Source organism: Candidatus Competibacter denitrificans Run_A_D11 (assembly GCF_001051235.1).
Lineage (GTDB): Bacteria > Pseudomonadota > Gammaproteobacteria > Competibacterales > Competibacteraceae > Competibacter_A > Competibacter_A denitrificans.
Genome location: NZ_CBTJ020000052.1, coordinates 1 through 14,913, shown reverse-complemented (window position 1 = coordinate 14,913; position 14,913 = coordinate 1). Strand labels below are relative to the sequence as shown.

General features: G+C 57.5%; 15 protein-coding genes and 2 pseudogenes. 14 read left to right on the top strand and 3 right to left on the bottom strand.

The genetic code is table 11. The features are described from left to right. Positions 1-216 precede the first annotated feature (216 nt). The 7 genes from mfd (at position 217) to BN873_RS11360 (ending at position 8,271) form a co-directional block, all read left to right on the top strand. Positions 217-3,675, top strand: a complete 3,459-nt coding sequence (gene mfd, locus BN873_RS11390; RefSeq protein ID WP_053085321.1) for a transcription-repair coupling factor — start codon at positions 217-219, stop codon at positions 3,673-3,675. A 144-nt stretch (positions 3,676-3,819) separates the two neighbouring features. Further along, positions 3,820-5,037, top strand: a complete 1,218-nt coding sequence (locus BN873_RS11385) for a class I SAM-dependent rRNA methyltransferase (RefSeq protein ID WP_048673746.1) — start codon at positions 3,820-3,822, stop codon at positions 5,035-5,037. An 85-nt stretch (positions 5,038-5,122) separates the two neighbouring features. Beyond that, positions 5,123-5,680, top strand: coding sequence for a sugar O-acetyltransferase (locus BN873_RS11380; RefSeq protein ID WP_048673745.1), 558 nt, complete (start codon positions 5,123-5,125; stop codon positions 5,678-5,680). Positions 5,681-5,852: 172 nt separating this feature from the next. Beyond that, positions 5,853-6,284: a CBS domain-containing protein gene (locus tag BN873_RS11375; RefSeq protein WP_048673743.1), complete on the top strand. Its 432-nt coding sequence runs from the start codon at positions 5,853-5,855 to the stop codon at positions 6,282-6,284. A gap of 17 nt (positions 6,285-6,301) precedes the next feature. Beyond that, the gene (locus BN873_RS11370) at positions 6,302-6,775 is read left to right on the top strand and encodes a YcgN family cysteine cluster protein (RefSeq protein WP_171820457.1); all 474 of its coding nucleotides are present in this window, start codon (positions 6,302-6,304) and stop codon (positions 6,773-6,775) included. Then, positions 6,772-7,473 carry an MBL fold metallo-hydrolase gene (locus BN873_RS11365; protein ID WP_320411708.1) on the top strand — a complete coding sequence of 234 codons (702 nt, stop codon included), beginning with the start codon at positions 6,772-6,774 and terminating at the stop codon, positions 7,471-7,473. Before BN873_RS11370 ends, BN873_RS11365 begins: the two co-directional genes overlap by 4 nt. A 21-nt stretch (positions 7,474-7,494) precedes the next feature. Continuing rightward, positions 7,495-8,271: a class II glutamine amidotransferase gene (locus BN873_RS11360; RefSeq protein ID WP_048673741.1), complete on the top strand. Its 777-nt coding sequence runs from the start codon at positions 7,495-7,497 to the stop codon at positions 8,269-8,271. Here the strand turns inward: BN873_RS11360 and BN873_RS18805 are convergent. After that, entirely contained in the window at positions 8,268-8,801 is a 534-nt protein-coding gene (locus tag BN873_RS18805) for a C40 family peptidase (RefSeq protein ID WP_053085319.1), read from the bottom strand. The two genes, BN873_RS11360 and BN873_RS18805, sit on opposite strands and share 4 nt — an antisense overlap. A gap of 191 nt (positions 8,802-8,992) precedes the next feature. Here BN873_RS18805 and BN873_RS11350 point away from each other — a divergent pair, with 191 nt between their 5' ends. From BN873_RS11350 to pdxA, 5 genes are all read left to right on the top strand, one after another. Continuing rightward, on the top strand, positions 8,993-9,472 hold the full coding sequence (locus tag BN873_RS11350) for an FKBP-type peptidyl-prolyl cis-trans isomerase (RefSeq protein WP_048673748.1): 480 nt from the start codon (positions 8,993-8,995) through the stop codon (positions 9,470-9,472). A gap of 101 nt (positions 9,473-9,573) precedes the next feature. Then, complete coding sequence (gene minC / locus BN873_RS11345; protein WP_048673739.1) at positions 9,574-10,293, top strand: septum site-determining protein MinC; 720 nt, start codon at positions 9,574-9,576, stop codon at positions 10,291-10,293. Between the two features lie 174 nt (positions 10,294-10,467). Then, complete coding sequence (gene minD / locus BN873_RS11340) at positions 10,468-11,280, top strand: septum site-determining protein MinD (protein WP_048673737.1); 813 nt, start codon at positions 10,468-10,470, stop codon at positions 11,278-11,280. 3 nt (positions 11,281-11,283) lie between these two features. Continuing rightward, on the top strand, positions 11,284-11,562 hold the full coding sequence (minE, locus tag BN873_RS11335; RefSeq protein ID WP_048673736.1) for a cell division topological specificity factor MinE: 279 nt from the start codon (positions 11,284-11,286) through the stop codon (positions 11,560-11,562). Between the two features lie 24 nt (positions 11,563-11,586). Then, complete coding sequence (pdxA, locus tag BN873_RS11330) at positions 11,587-12,600, top strand: 4-hydroxythreonine-4-phosphate dehydrogenase PdxA (protein WP_048673735.1); 1,014 nt, start codon at positions 11,587-11,589, stop codon at positions 12,598-12,600. 117 nt (positions 12,601-12,717) lie between these two features. Here pdxA and BN873_RS19500 read toward each other — a convergent pair. Both BN873_RS19500 and BN873_RS19900 read right to left on the bottom strand, forming a co-directional pair. Next, positions 12,718-13,088 (bottom strand): annotated as a pseudogene (locus tag BN873_RS19500) (IS3 family transposase); the annotation flags it as partial. Between the two features lie 38 nt (positions 13,089-13,126). Then, positions 13,127-13,397 (bottom strand): annotated as a pseudogene (locus BN873_RS19900) (transposase); the annotation flags it as partial. Positions 13,398-13,423: 26 nt separating this feature from the next. Here BN873_RS19900 and BN873_RS11325 point away from each other — a divergent pair. Further along, positions 13,424-13,945 (top strand): integrase core domain-containing protein, encoded by a 522-nt coding sequence (locus tag BN873_RS11325; protein WP_053085317.1) that lies wholly within the window; start codon positions 13,424-13,426, stop codon positions 13,943-13,945. Between the two features lie 114 nt (positions 13,946-14,059). Further along, complete coding sequence (locus BN873_RS11320) at positions 14,060-14,881, top strand: IS5 family transposase (protein ID WP_048673734.1); 822 nt, start codon at positions 14,060-14,062, stop codon at positions 14,879-14,881. The last annotated feature ends 32 nt before the right edge of the window (positions 14,882-14,913 follow it).

The window sequence follows — 14,913 nt, the reverse complement described above, 5'->3', positions numbered from 1 at the left end:
CTGGTTTGAGGCGAAACTCGCTATCATCCGCCCCGCCATCCGCACCTATCTGACTAATCCACTTTACAGGCTACCGGCAACTGCGTAACTCCTAAAAACAATAAATTCCTTATCAAATAAAATCTTATTGATTAAATTTTCTTTAAATCAGCTCGTTTCATCAGCCGATATGGGACAATATCGGCATTCTCGTAAACTGAGTTGATTGTTCTATCCATGGCCGTTTCTCTCGAAAACACCACCCTGCCGAATCTTTTACACCCTGTTTTGCCGCCCGATAGCCGACAAACCCTCCGTTGGGGTTGCTTGCACGGTGCCAGCCCGGCTCTGCTGATTGCCGCCGCTGCGAACCGTTATCGAGGTTTGGTGCTGGCGGTCGCGCCAGATAGCCAGACTGCGCTGCGTTTGGAAACGGAACTGCGGGTATTCGGAGGTTCCGATCTGGACATTCTGGCGTTCCCGGATTGGGAAACCTTGCCTTACGACGTATTTTCACCGCACCAAGACATCGTGTCGCAGCGTTTGGCGGCGCTGTACCGCTTGCCGCAGCGACGGCGCGGCGTGCTGGTGGTGCCGGTAGCGACCTTGATGCAACGCCTCTCACCGCGCGGTTATCTGGATCGCTATGCCCTGTTGCTGAAGGTGGGCGAACGGCTGAATCTGGAGAATTTCCGCCATCGGTTGGAAGCAGCAGGCTATGTCTGTGTGTCGCAGGTGGTCGAGCATGGCGAATTCGCGGTGCGGGGCGCGATTCTTGATCTGTTTCCGATGGGTGCGGAACGACCTTACCGCATCGAATTGTTCGATGATGAGGTGGAAAGCATCCGCGATTTCGATCCCGATACCCAGTTATCGGTGGAAAAAACCAAACAGATCGAACTGTTACCGGCGCGGGAATTTGCGCTAGATCAAGACACCATCGCCCGCTTTCGCCAATCCTGGCGACGCCAGTTCGAGGGTGATCCGCAACGCAGCCCGATTTACCGCGAAGTCAGTGCCGGCAACGCGCCGGGTGGTATCGAATATTATCTGCCGCTGTTTTTCGAGCAGACCGCCACCCTGTTCGACTATCTGCCGGAAGCGACGCTGGCAATTCGTCTGGAAGGCGTCGATACGGCGATAACGGCATTTCAGGATCAGTTGATGGATCGCTACGAACAGCGCCGCTACGATGCGGAACGGCCCTTATTATCGCCCTCGTTGCTGTTTCTCGAATCAGCACAAGTCGAGCGGGCGCTGGCGCGTTATCTGCGCGTCGAATTGCAGGAAGCCCAGGATGGCGGCATCAACTTCCCGACGGCACCACCGCCCGTGTTCCCTTTGCAGCCGCGCGCTGAAAAGCCCGCCGCCGCACTGGAAGATTTTCTGGCGCAGTTTCCAGGGCGGGTGTTGTTCGCCGCTGAATCGGCCGGTCGGCGCGAAGTTTTGTTGGAGACCTTGCGTAGCCACGGGTTGCGGCCGACGGTCTGCGAAAACTGGTCAGAGTTTGTAGCGCGCGAACCATTGCGTCTGGCGCTAACGGTCGCGCCGCTGGAGCAGGGTCTGCTGCTAACCGAGCCGCCGCTGGCGATCATCGCAGAAGCCCAGTTGTACGGCGAACGGGTACGACAAACCCGGCGACGGGTTTCCAACCGCGATCCCGATGCCATCATCCGCAATCTGACCGACCTCAACCTCGGTGCGCCGGTAGTGCATGAGGAGCACGGCATCGGCCGTTATGCCGGACTGGAGCGGTTGGAAGTGGCCGGTATCGATGGCGAGTTCGTGGTGGTGGAATACGCCGATCACGACCGACTTTATGTCCCGGTCGCATCGCTGCACCTGCTCAGCCGCTACACCGGGGCCTCGCCGGAAAGCGCGCCGCTGCACAAGCTTGGCAGTGGGCAATGGGAAAAAGTCCGCCGCAAAGCCGCCGAACAAGTCAGCGACGCGGCGGCGGAACTGCTGGACATCTACGCCCGGCGCGAGGCCCGGCCCGGCCACGCCTTCAGCTTGAGCGAAACCGAGTACGCCGTGTTTGCCGCTGCATTTCCGTTCGAGGAAACTCCCGATCAACAGATGGCCATTGACGCAGTGATCGCCGATTTGCGTGCCGGCAAGCCCATGGATCGCGTCGTCTGCGGCGATGTCGGTTTCGGCAAGACTGAGGTGGCAATGCGCGCTGCCTTTGTCGCGGCGCAGGACGGGCGACAAGTGGCGGTGCTGACCCCGACCACCTTGCTGGCCCAGCAGCATTATCAAAATTTTCTCGACCGCTTTGCCGACTGGCCCATTCGGGTCGATCTGCTCTCCCGCTTTCGTTCCGCCAAGCAGCAAACCGAGACGCTGAAAGCCTTGGCCGAGGGCAAGGTCGATATTCTGATCGGCACCCACAAGCTGTTGCAGAACGATGTCCGCTTCAAGCATCTGGGGCTGACCATCATCGACGAGGAGCATCGCTTCGGGGTGAAACACAAGGAGCGGATGAAAGCCTTGCGCACCGAAGTCGACGTGCTCACTTTGACGGCGACGCCGATCCCGCGCACCCTGAACATGGCAATGGCCGGTTTGCGTGAACTGTCGATCATCGCCACGCCACCGGCGGGTCGGCTGGCGGTCAAAACCTTCGTCAGCCAATGGAATCCGGCGACGATTCGGGAAGCCTGCCAACGGGAATTGAAGCGCGGTGGCCAGATTTATTTCCTGCACAATGAGGTGGACACCATCCAGCGGATGGCGGTGCAACTGGCCGAGCTTGCGCCGGGAGCGCGGATTGCCGTCGCGCACGGCCAGATGCGTGAGCGAGACCTGGAGCAGGTGATGCTGGATTTTTATCATCGCCGCTGCAATCTGCTGCTGTGTACCACCATCATCGAATCGGGCATCGACGTACCCAGCGCCAACACCATTCTCATCAATCGCGCCGACAAGCTGGGGCTGGCGCAGTTGCACCAGTTGCGCGGTCGGGTCGGGCGCTCACACCATCGTGCCTACGCTTACTTGATCGTGCCGCCGCGTTCGATCATGACGGCGGACGCGATCAAGCGGATTGAGGCCATCGAGTCATTGGAGGATCTGGGTGCGGGTTTCATGCTGGCCAATCATGATCTGGAAATCCGTGGTGCCGGCGAGTTGCTGGGCGAGCAGCAAAGTGGCCAGATTCACGAAGTCGGCTTTAGTCTGTACATGGATTTATTGGAACGCGCAGTGCAAGCGCTCAAGGCCGGGCGGGTGCCGGAACTGGATCGGCCGCTGGATCACGGCCCGGAAATCGACCTGCAAAGCCCGGCGCTGATTCCCGACGATTATTTACCCGATATTCACAGCCGCCTGATTTTATACAAGCGGATCGCCAGTGCCCGCGATGAGGGTGAATTGCGCGAATTGCAGGTGGAAATGATCGACCGTTTCGGGCTGCTGCCGGAGCCAGTCAAAAACCTATTTCGGGTCACTGGCTTGAAGCTGCGCGCCACGCCGGTTGGCATCAAAAAAATCGAAGCCGGCCCCAAAGGCGGGCGGATTGTGTTCGGGCCACAGCCGAAGGTGGACCCGGTGCGACTGGTAAAATTGATCCAGCAACAACATCAGGTCTACAAACTGGACGGCAAGGACAAGCTGCGCTTTATCAAGGAGCTATCCGATGCCGAGGCTAGATCGCTGGAGGTAGAGCACTTATTGGACAAGATCGGACCATAAACGCCCGCTGATAGACCGGTGATGTTGACCGGCCCGCCGCGCGAACTCTTACCGGGTAGGGGTGCTGCGCACAACTTTTTTGATGCCGGTTTGAGGGTTTGCCTATACTGTGGGTTCTGTCTGCTATGGTCCCTCTGCCCGCTCATGCCCTCATCTGCCGATGCCTCTGGCCAGTTCGCCCCATTACGCTTGCGCAAGGATGAAGACCGCCGTCTTCGCGCCGGTCATCTTTGGGTCTACAGCAACGAAATCGATACCGATGCGACGCCGTTGCGCAATTTTGCGGCCGGGGAGCCGGTGGCTATTCAAGCCAGCAATGGGAAAGTGCTCGGCACGGGCTACATCAACCCTCATGCTTTGCTCTGTGCCCGTCTGGTCAGCCGCGATCCCGATCACTCGCTCAGTTCTTCTTTGCTAGTCCACCGCCTCAACATCGCGCTCAGTCTGCGGGAGCGCCTCTACAGCCGGCCATTCTATCGACTGGTCTATGGCGAAGGCGATGGGCTACCGGGCTTGATCATCGACCGCTACGGGGATTTGTGCGTAACGCAGATCACCACGGCCGGGATGGACCGGGTGCAGGACGCGATCCTCGCCGCTTTGCAAAAAGTGCTCAAGCCCGCTGCCGTTCTCTGGCGCAATGACAGCCCGGCGCGGGAAATGGAGGGGTTGGAGCGCTATGTCACTGTCGCCGCTGGCGAGGTTCCAGAAACGGTGACTGTTGAAGAAGGCGATTTGCGCTTTCAGGTATCACCGCGTACCGGGCAAAAAACCGGTTGGTTTTATGACCAGCGCGGCAATCGGGTCCGATTGGATGCCTATGTCGCCGGTCGGCGGGTGCTGGATGTGTTTAGCTACGTGGGCGCCTGGGGAGTGCGCGCGGCGATGCGCGGGGCCAAGGAGGTGCTATGTTTGGATTCCTCCGCCCCGGCGCTGGCCTTGTTGGCTGCCAACGCCACGTTAAACGGTGTCGATGACCGGGTACGAACCCTACACGGCGATGCGTTCCAGTTGCTGAAAGAGTTGCGTGAAGCCCGCGAGCACTTCGATGTGGTGATCGTCGATCCGCCAGCTTTCATCAAACGCCGGAAGGATTTCAAGGAAGGCGCGCTGGCTTATCGGCGACTCAATGAAATGGCGATGCAGGTTCTCGAACGCGACGGCTTGCTGATCTCCTGCTCGTGCTCGCAGTTGCTCTCCCGCGATCTGCTGGTGCAAACACTGCTGCAAGGCTCTCGCCACCTAGACCGTAACCTGGTGATTTTGGAACACGGTCGGCAAGGGCCGGACCATCCGGTTCCTCCGGCGATTCCCGAAACCGACTACCTTAAGGTGGTCATCGCGCGTGTGTTGCCGACGTGAACGCGCCGACACGGTTTTTCAGCGGGCTGGTAATCGTTGTGCATTCAATCGAACCGGGGCCTTGTTTCCGCTAAGAGGTCGTGTGATGGGCCAATCCGAACGCGAAAAGATGCTGACTGACCAGCCTTATCGGGGTTCTGACCCGGAACTGGTCCAGGCCAGAGCGCGGGCGCGGGCGCTGCTGGCGCGTTTCAACGCCTCATCCGCACTGGCGCTCGCCGAGCGGCGGGCGCTGCTACTGGATCTGATCGGCGATTTGGGGCCGGATGTCTGGATCGAACCCCCTTTCTTCTGCGATTATGGGCGTCATATCCGGCTGGGACCGGGTGTGTATTGCAATTTCGGCTGTGTGATCCTGGATTGCAACTGGGTCGAGATCGGCGGACAGTGTAAATTCGGCCCCAACGTGCAAATTTATACGGCTTACCACCCCATTGATCCGATCCAGCGTCGCAGTGGTTTGGAGATGGCAGCACCGATTCGTATCGGCGAAAACGTCTGGGTCGGCGGTGGCTCAATGATCTGTCCCGGTGTCGAGATCGGTGCCGATACGGTGATTGGTGCCGGTAGCGTGGTCACTAAAAACGTGCCGGAGCGAGTGGTTGCAGCCGGTAACCCCTGTCGAGTGATCCGTAGCTTGTAACGCTTGGCGTTGCGTTGTTGTCCCGCCAATCGCAGATTGATCCGTCCCTCACATCAGGAAAATTAACTGGTTCCAGGCCGCTGCTCTCGTCTTGCCTGTAGCGAAAGCTGACCTATTTGGTAAATAATTGCTTTATCATCCGCCGATTTTTCACCCCAAGGGGGATTTTTCCATGCTGCAATTGAAAGAAATTTTGAAGAACAAAGGTGGCCAACCGGTGACCGTGCCGGAAGCCAGCACGGTGGGTTCGGCGATTCGGACCATGAATGAGCATCGGGTCGGCTCCGTGATGGTGCAAGGTCCCGACGGTGAACCTATCGGTATTCTGACCGAACGCGATGTGGTGCGGTTATATGCCCAGGGCGAAGGCGACTTCGAAACCATGCTGGTCAAGGATTGGATGACGACCGATATGACGACGGGCCAGCCAGACGATTCGGTCAGCGAAATACTGGCCATCATGACCGTCAAGCGTTTCCGGCATCTGCCAGTGATCGAGGAAACGCGCATGGTTGGCGTGATATCGCTGGGTGATTTGGTCAAGGCGCAATTGGAAGAAATTGCCTTCGAGGCCAAGGTGCTGCGGGAATATATTTCCTCTTAAGTCACCGGATCACTGGGATGTCACCCGTGGTTCTGGAGCCACCTGCCTCCGCTGTGGAACGTGCGGCCGACTTTTGGGAAACCAAAGCGCTCGCACAACTGACTTTGGCCGAGTGGGAAGCGCTGTGTGATGGTTGCGGCAAGTGCTGCCTGCACAAGCTGGAGGATGAGGAGACCGGCAAGCTATTCCAGACCAATGTCGCTTGTAAGCTCTTAAATCTCGATACCGGCCGCTGTTCCCGTTATGGGGAACGCTTGCGCTGGGTGCCCGACTGCATACAACTGACACCCAGTCTCGTCCGCGAATTGACCTGGTTACCACCGACCTGCGCTTACCGGCTGTGTGCGGAAAACAAGCCACTGCCGAGTTGGCACCCGCTGCGTTCTGGTGTCGCCGGATCGGCGCGCGAGGCAGGCATGAGCGTGTGTGGCTGGGCCGTGCCCGAACGGCGGGCGCGGCGGCTGGAAGACCATATCATCGGATCGCCATGATCAACGTGCGCTGCATTACCTTAGGCTCGTTTCAAGTCAATGCCTATCTTTTGGAAGACCCGGCCACTGGCATTTGTGCCGTGGTGGATACCGGCGAAGGTGCGGAATTGGCTGATACGCTCGCTACGATGCAACCCCGGCCCGATGTACGGGCGATTTTATTGACCCACGCGCATTTCGATCATGCTGGTGGTTTGGCTGACGTCCAGCAGCAATTTCCTGAAGCGACCACCTACCTGCCGACGCTGGAGCGAGAACTTTTCGAGATGTTGCCGAAACAGGGTTCGCTGCTATTTGGTATGCCCCAATTCGACCGGCCGTGTGGGCGGGTTGATCGCTATGTCGAAGATGGGGATACGATTGAGCTAGGCGAGCAGACCTTTCGCTTCCTATCGACGCCTGGTCATACGCCAGGCCAGGGTTGTTTTTATGATGATAAGTACATTTTTTCGGGCGACACTCTGTTCGCCGGTAGTATCGGACGCACCGATTTTCCGCTGAGTGATCCGGCGTTGATGACACAAAGCTTGCGGCGGTTACTGGAATTGCCGGGGCATCTGCTGGTGTGCAGCGGGCATGGCCCGGTTACCACCCTTGAAGAAGAATTGCGCAGCAACCCGTTTCTGGATTATCTGCGCCGCGAGCGGGGTTTGCCGAGCTTCGGTTTCGACATGGCGCCCGGACCCCGCTGGGGCTAAAACGCCTGGAGATCAGTGCGGATGTGCGAACTGTTGGGGATGAGCGCCAATGTCCCCACCGATATTTGCTTCAGCTTCACTGGGCTAATGCAGCGCGGCGGCAACACCGGACCTCACCGGGACGGTTGGGGGATCGCCTTTTACGAAGGGCGTGGCTGTCGAACCTTCCATGATCCCAATCCTAGCGCCCAATCGGAAATCGCGCTGTTGGTGCAGCGCTATGCCATCAAAAGCCCCCTGGTCATCAGCCATATTCGCCGCGCCAACCGAGGTCGTGTTTGCCTGGAGAACACCCATCCGTTTAGCCGTGAACTCTGGGGACGGAACTGGGTCTTCGCGCACAATGGCCAACTTCGTGGCGTCAAACAGTTGCCTTTGGGCCATTATCGTCCAATCGGCACCACCGATAGTGAACATGCGTTCTGCTGGCTATTGGACCGTATCCGCCATCGATTTCCCAAACGGCCGCGCCAGGCCGGTGGGTTGTGGAGTTGGGTCTGGGCACTGGCTATCGAGTTGAACCGGCTTGGAATCTGCAATTTTCTGCTGAGTGATTCGACCTATCTTTATGCTCATTGCAGCACGCAATTATCTTGGCTGACGCGCCAGGCGCCCTTTGGTGAAGCGCGCTTGATGGATGCCGAGCTGACGGTCGATTTTCGTGCGGAAACTACGCCGGACGATATCGTGACGGTGATCGCAACCCGGCCACTGACCGACAACGAATCATGGACCGTTATGTCGCCGGGCAGTTTGGCGATTTTCGGCGCTGGCGTGCGGCTGGCCGAATTCTGCTAGCCGGAAAACCCATCGCTGTTAAACCGAGAGCCTGCCATCGGTGCGCTGGGTCTTTCGAGAAAAGTAGCACCGCCCAGCAGATGGCGTTGCCAATAGCGCTGATTCAAACGGGTTTTCAGGACACGGCCGGCACCGGAAGAGGCGTGGATCATTTCTCCCCTGCCAGCGTAAATCCCGACGTGCGAAACAGTACCGTTGCCACCGTGAAAAAACAGCAAATCCCCCGGTAAAACCTGGCGCCGAGCCTGCCCGGCCCTGAGCTGCTCGCCTGTGGTGCGCGGTAGCCGGATGCCGGCCTGCCGGTAGGTGTATTGCACCAGGCCACTGCAATCCATACCGCCGGGAGATTCTCCACCCAATCGATAAGGCGTGCCGATGAGGCGTTCGGCGACTGCCAGAACGCGCTGGCGTGCTCCGGATTGATCGCTGGTCAGATGTGAAGAAGACGTAGCGCAACCGGTCAACCATAACGATCCGGCTAATCCAATGGCCAAACCGAATGTGCGCTGAAGGCGCGATAAAATGGGCATAATGGCGATCTCCCACGGGTCAGGTGCGGTGTGGGTGAAAGGTTCAATGCGTTAAGCATAGCCGGTTGGCCGCCGAAACGCAGGCGCCAACATCGCTGGCGTGGGTCGCTAAATTTGGCCATGTGGTTTTTGCGGCGAACGCACGCACGATGGTCTATAGTAAAATCCTGATTTCAACGATAGGTATTGCCATGAAAGCCACTCGCGGCAAGGTCGTGTCACTCCACTACACGCTCACCGACGACAACGGCGCACTGCTCGATTCCAGTCGGCAGGGCGGGCCGTTTACTTACCTGCACGGTTACGACAATATCATTCGCGGTCTGGAGGCGGCCTTGGAGGGAAAGGAGGCCAATTTTGTCTCGACCGTCAAGGTATTACCTGCTGATGGTTATGGGGAGCATAACCCGCAAGCGGTTTTAGAAGTGTCGCGCGAGCAATTTCCGCCGAGCGAGGATATTCAGGTTGGAATGCAGGTTCAAGGTGAAGGTGAGGGTGGCCTGCATACCTTCACAGTGGTGGCGGTCGATCAGAAGAAGGTCGTGTTAGACGCCAACCATCCAATGGCTGGGAAAAATCTCAACTTCGATGTCGAACTACTTGAGGTGCGGGATGCAACGGCGCAGGAATTGTCCCACGGTCACGTTCACGCCCATGGCCACGATCATTGACGGTTGCCTAAAACCCTCACCACCCTAAGCATGTTCCTCAACACGGATTGCCGTGTAGAATAATCCCACCATTTAGCCAGCCGGAGGTATTCCAGGCCGCTATGCTGCTGCGATCTCCTCATGCTCCAAAGGAAGAGCTGCCGCCTTTCGAGCTTAAAGGCAGCTTATTTACTTTGACCGTTTTGCATCTTTTTCAATTAGATCGAACGGCCATCGAACGGCACCTGGCGGAAAAAATCAAGCAAGCCCCCAGCTTTTTCAGTAATACACCGGTCGTAATTGATCTGGAAAACATGACAGAGGCCAAAGATACGCTTGATTTCAAGGGCTTCTACGAACTGTTGCGGGGCTATGGCATGATCCCGGTGGGTGTGCGGAACGGTGCCCAAAAAGTGCAGGCGGCGGCTCGGCTGGCCGGAGTGCCGGTGTTGCCGGAAAGCCGAGCCGGTGGGGTATCTAAAAAGCCGGAACGGGTAGAACCGACCCCAAACCGAAACCTTGTGATCAATCATCCGATCCGATCCGGCCAGGAGGCTTATGCAGCGGATGGTGATCTGATCATTTTAGGCTCGGTTAGCGCAGGTGCTGATGTGGCCGCAGCAGGCAATATTCATGTTTATGGAGCCTTGCGCGGTCGTGCTCTGGCGGGGGTCAAGGGGGATACCGAAGCGTGGATTTTTTGCCATAGCCTCGAAGCCGAACTGATTTCAATTGCCGGACACTATCAGATTTCCGAGCAGATTGAGTCGGCTGACCGGGCCAAAGCGGTACAAATTCATTTGAACCAAGAGCGGCTGATTATCGAACATCTCATACGATGATCCGCATCCGTCGCCCGGCCGGTGAGTCTGCCGGATCAATTTTAGTGGGATTTTTGCTTAGAATCGTTATATATATGAGCGCGTTTTAGGGATGGGTAGCAAAAAGTCTACGTCTTTTTGTAGGATGTAAGCCCAAACCAAGGCTCTGTTAACTTAACTGGATGGGATAGCAGCTTGGCAACCGTCATCGTCGTGACCTCCGGCAAGGGAGGCGTGGGCAAAACCACGACCAGCGCCAGTTTCGCCACCGGCTTAGCCCAACGCGGCTATCGAACCGCGGTGATTGATTTTGATGTGGGCTTACGCAACCTTGATTTGATCATGGGCTGCGAACGGCGGGTGGTCTATGACTTTGTTAATGTCATTAACAATGAGGCCAACCTGAATCAAGCGCTGATTCGGGATAAGCGCGTCGAAAATCTTTATATCTTGCCGGCCTCGCAAACCCGCGATAAGGAAGCCCTCACCAAGGAAGGGGTGGAAAGAGTGCTGAACGAATTAAAGCAAACCTTTGAGTACGTGGTGTGCGATTCGCCGGCCGGTATTGAGCGGGGGGCCTTGATGGCGCTCTATTTTGCTGACGAAGCTTTGGTAGTCACCAATCCAGAAGTGTCCTCGGTACGGGATTCCGACCGGATTCTCGGTATTCTCGCCAGCCGGTCGCGCCGCGCCGAGCAGGGCGAAAGCCCCGTCAAGGAACATTTGGTGCTGACTCGTTACGCACCGGAGCGCGCCAATCGTGGCGACATGCTCACGGTGCAGGATGTGCTGGAAATTCTCGGCATTCCACTGCTCGGCGTGATTCCCGAATCACCGGCCGTGCTGCAATCGTCCAATGCCGGTGTTCCGGTCATCTTGGAAGGAGGTAGCGATGCCGGTGCTGCTTATGGCGATTTAGTTGACCGTTTTCTGGGAAAGGATTTGCCACATCGGTTTATGGAAGGCCAGAAAAAGGGATTTTTGCAGCGTCTGTTTGGCGGGAGTTAAGCGATGGGCCTGTTCGATTATTTTCGCGCACCGCCGAGCAAATCAGCCGCGCTGGCCAAGGAGAGGCTGCAAATTATCGTGGCGCACGAGCGCGGTGGGCGTCGCAGCAGCCCTGATTATTTACCGGCCCTGAAGAAAGAATTGCTGGAAGTGGTTCGCAAGTACGTGCCCATTGATCAGAGCCAGGTCAAGGTCCATCTGGATCGTGAAGGGGGCTATGAGATTCTAGAACTTAACATCACCTTGCCGGACGAAGAGCAACGCTCAGGCCAGCCGCGCTAGCAAGGTGCCCGCCGCTCCTTATTCATGGCTCATAAACCCCTTATCGCCATCAGTCTGGGCGATCCTGCCGGGATCGGCCCGGAAATTCTGGTTCGCACCGTCGCTGACGAATCGGTCAATCAAGTCGCCCGTTGCATCGTGTATGGTGATGCGCGCGTCATCGAAAAAGCAGCGTGGGAAGCGAAACTGGATTGGACGGTTCGCGCCATCCGCAAGCCCGCTGAAGCGCTGTTCGCGCCGCGTTCCATTGAAGTGATTGATTTAGCCAATGCCGATCCCACCACCTTCGAGCCGGGCAAGGTACAGGCGTTGTGCGGCAAAGCGGCCTGGGAATACATCGAAGCGATGGTGCAAGCGGCCTTGCGCGGCGAAGTCGACGTCATCAACACCGCACCGATCAACAAGGAAGCAATTCAAGCGGCGAATGTGCCGCATATCGGTCATACCGAAATGCTGGCCGCGCTGACCGGTACGCACGATCCGTTAACCATGTTCGAAACGCTGGGCTTGCGGGTATTTTTCTTAAGCCGTCATGTGTCTCTGCGGCAATCCTGCAATCTAGTCACCAAGGCACGGTTGCTCGATTATATCGAACGCTGCCACCAGGCAATGGAGCAGCTTGGGCTTGGCGGCGGCGAGCTGGCAGTCGCCGGTTTGAACCCTCACAGCGGCGAACACGGCTTGTTTGGCGATGAGGAAGTCCGAGAGGTGGAACCCGCTGTTCTCGAAGCCCGAAAACGCGGCTTCCGGGTGGTCGGCCCCATCGGCGCGGATTCAGTGTTCCATCAGGCCAAGATCGGCCGTTACGCTGCCGTGCTGTCGCTGTATCACGACCAGGGCCACATTGCCACCAAAACCCTGGATTTCGAGCGCACGATCTCGCTCACCCTGGGCTTGCCGTTCTTGCGCACCAGCGTCGATCACGGCACCGCCTTCGACATCGCCTGGCAGAGCAAGGCCAGCGCCATCAGTATGATTGAATCGATCTTAGTCGCGGCCCGCTACGCGCCTGCCTACCGGCGGTCGGCGGCGCGCTAGCACGCTCTCTAAAGCTGGTTCATCGGCGTACCGATGACGAACAGTTCGATGTTGTCGATCAGTTGATCGGCTAAAGTTTGAATCGCCCCGGGAATCTCGAAGGCTGATTATTGTGAGTCACGCGGTCATAGCGGACTCGTTGAGATGTCGATAGTAAACGGCTTCTGCCTCGGCGGGTGGCCGGTAGCCAATCGGCTCCAGCAGCCGACGATGATTGAACCAGTGAACCCAAGCCAGGGTGGCCTATTCCACTGCCTCCAGATTCTTCCAAGATTGTCGGTGGATAACCTCCGTCTTGTACAGTCCGTTCAGCCGACAATGTAGCGTGCGAAAACGTCGATGATGAAGGCGACGTAGGCAAACCCTTGTCCGGTTAAGACAGACGTGAAATCAGCGACCCACAGCGCATTGGGACGAGTGGCCGTAAACTGGCGGTGAACCCGATCCAGCGGGGAGGGGGTGCGGCGGGTGCTGACGGTGGTTTTGATGGGAGTCTATCAATTTTTTTGTGTAAATGCGGTTTTGGTTAGTGGAGTGAGAGCGGCAAGCGGCCCTCGAACTGGATGGCGAAGCGATTGAGGGCTTGTTTCCAGTCTTTGTGGGCATCGTCGATTTTTTGGCAGCTTGTTCAATAGCCAAGTCGATCACCTTGAAGGCGGAACGATCACTGGGGAAAATTCGTCGGTTGTTAATGGCCTTGCGGATAACGCTGTTGAGGGACTCAATGGCGTTGGTGGTGTAGATCGCGCGGCGGATGTCGTCGGGTAGTCGAAGATGGGGATGACCTGCTCCCAGTGCCGTCACCCTAGGGCGCTCAAGGACGGTGACCGCCGAGCGTGATTGGCCCGAAGGACGACGGCTTCAGATCGACGCCACCCGGTTTCGCTTGGACGATGGCGTCGCTTGGGTGTATCGGGTCGAGGATGTTAAAACCCGTCACTGTGTGGCGGCCAGTGCGGCCCCTGCGTTGAGTCAGGAACGCGCCGCTGCGACCTTGTTGGAGGGGCATCAGCGATTGACAGTCCTCGGACTGGCTGGCCCCCGCCTCATCCAAAGCGACGCCGGTTCGGATTTTACCTCTGGCCATTTTCAGCACGTCTGTCAAAACATCGGCCGATGGGTCCGCTGTCGCGTCGCCCAAGTCGGTGGCATGGGTAGCCTGGAGCGCTTGAACCGCACCTTCAAGCACGAGTTTATCTTTCGCCACGAGGTCAATACCTTGGCAGATTTACAAGCCTTATTACCCGCCTTCCAGCGTTGGTATAACGAGCAGCGATTACACAGTCATTTAGCGTATCGCACCCCCGCCGCCGTCTTGGCCCAGGAGGTCGCTATACTCTCTTAACCAGCGGAAGTCTTTTTTGGGGCACTACACCTAAGAGGACATCCGGCACAAAAGGTGCTTAACCTCAACAAGGTGGTAGGCTGTAGGCAAGGCAATCATTCTGGAGAAGACGTTATGGCCTACCCCGAAATTTCCGATAATTTTTGGAACCGAGTGGAACTCTTGCTGGAACCTTTCAAGCGGAAAAAGCCGGGGGGCAGCCCGCCCTTGGCGTTCCGGCGCATCTTGAACGGTATTTTCCACCTCCTCAAGACGGGCTGTCAGTGGGGCTATCTACCCGCATGTTATGGTTCCAAAAGCGCGGTTCACGAGCACTTCCAGAGGTGGGTGCATGCCGGGGTGTTTGCCAAAATGTTCCGTTTGTCCGTTGAAGGCTATCAAGAGTTGAACGGGATTGAATGGGAATGGCAGGCCATGGACGGGGCGTTAATGCAAGCTCCCGTGCGGGGTCAACCCGTCTGCCTCGAAGACGAGGCCTTGGGGCGCAACCCGACGGATCGGGGACGGAGTGGAAGCAAGACCCATTTGCATGTCGATCAACAGGGCATACCGCTGGGGGTCACCCTGACCGGTGCCAACGTTCATGATAGCCGGTTGATCTCCCCGACCTTGGCAACGGCTGTCCTCGCGCGGCCCGACCCGACGCCCGATCCTCCGCAGCACCTGTGCTTGGACAAGGGGTACGACTACCCCCGGGTCGAGCGAGAGGTGAAAGAGCACGCCTATATTCCCCACATTCGCCGCCTCGGTGAGGAAAAAATCGCGGCCGGGGAAAAAACCTATCCGGCCCGCCGTTGGGTCGTCGAACGAACCCTCGCTTGGATCAAAGGCTTTCGAGCGATTCGGACTCGCTACTTTTGTAAGGCACAGAATTACTTGGCGATGATTCATTTGGCCTGCGCCCTGATTGTCTCCAGAAAGTTGGAGACCGTTTGAAAAGCAAATCTTGTGTCGGATATCCTCTTAGT

Bases quoted from the DNA above. Each gene is read 5' to 3' on its own strand.
- BN873_RS11365 (WP_320411708.1), top strand. From the start codon at position 6,772: ATGATCAACGTGCGCTGCATTACCTTAGGCTCGTTTCAAGTCAATGCC.
- BN873_RS11350 (WP_048673748.1), top strand. From the start codon at position 8,993: ATGAAAGCCACTCGCGGCAAGGTCGTGTCACTCCACTACACGCTCACC.
- BN873_RS11370 (WP_171820457.1), top strand. From the start codon at position 6,302: ATGTCACCCGTGGTTCTGGAGCCACCTGCCTCCGCTGTGGAACGTGCG.
- BN873_RS11360 (WP_048673741.1), top strand. From the start codon at position 7,495: ATGTGCGAACTGTTGGGGATGAGCGCCAATGTCCCCACCGATATTTGC.
- pdxA (WP_048673735.1), top strand. From the start codon at position 11,587: ATGGCTCATAAACCCCTTATCGCCATCAGTCTGGGCGATCCTGCCGGG.
- mfd (WP_053085321.1), top strand. From the start codon at position 217: ATGGCCGTTTCTCTCGAAAACACCACCCTGCCGAATCTTTTACACCCT.
- BN873_RS18805 (WP_053085319.1), bottom strand. From the start codon at position 8,801: ATGCCCATTTTATCGCGCCTTCAGCGCACATTCGGTTTGGCCATTGGA.
- BN873_RS11375 (WP_048673743.1), top strand. From the start codon at position 5,853: ATGCTGCAATTGAAAGAAATTTTGAAGAACAAAGGTGGCCAACCGGTG.
- minC (WP_048673739.1), top strand. From the start codon at position 9,574: ATGCTGCTGCGATCTCCTCATGCTCCAAAGGAAGAGCTGCCGCCTTTC.
- minE (WP_048673736.1), top strand. From the start codon at position 11,284: ATGGGCCTGTTCGATTATTTTCGCGCACCGCCGAGCAAATCAGCCGCG.
- BN873_RS11385 (WP_048673746.1), top strand. From the start codon at position 3,820: ATGCCCTCATCTGCCGATGCCTCTGGCCAGTTCGCCCCATTACGCTTG.
- BN873_RS11380 (WP_048673745.1), top strand. From the start codon at position 5,123: ATGGGCCAATCCGAACGCGAAAAGATGCTGACTGACCAGCCTTATCGG.
- BN873_RS11320 (WP_048673734.1), top strand. From the start codon at position 14,060: ATGGCCTACCCCGAAATTTCCGATAATTTTTGGAACCGAGTGGAACTC.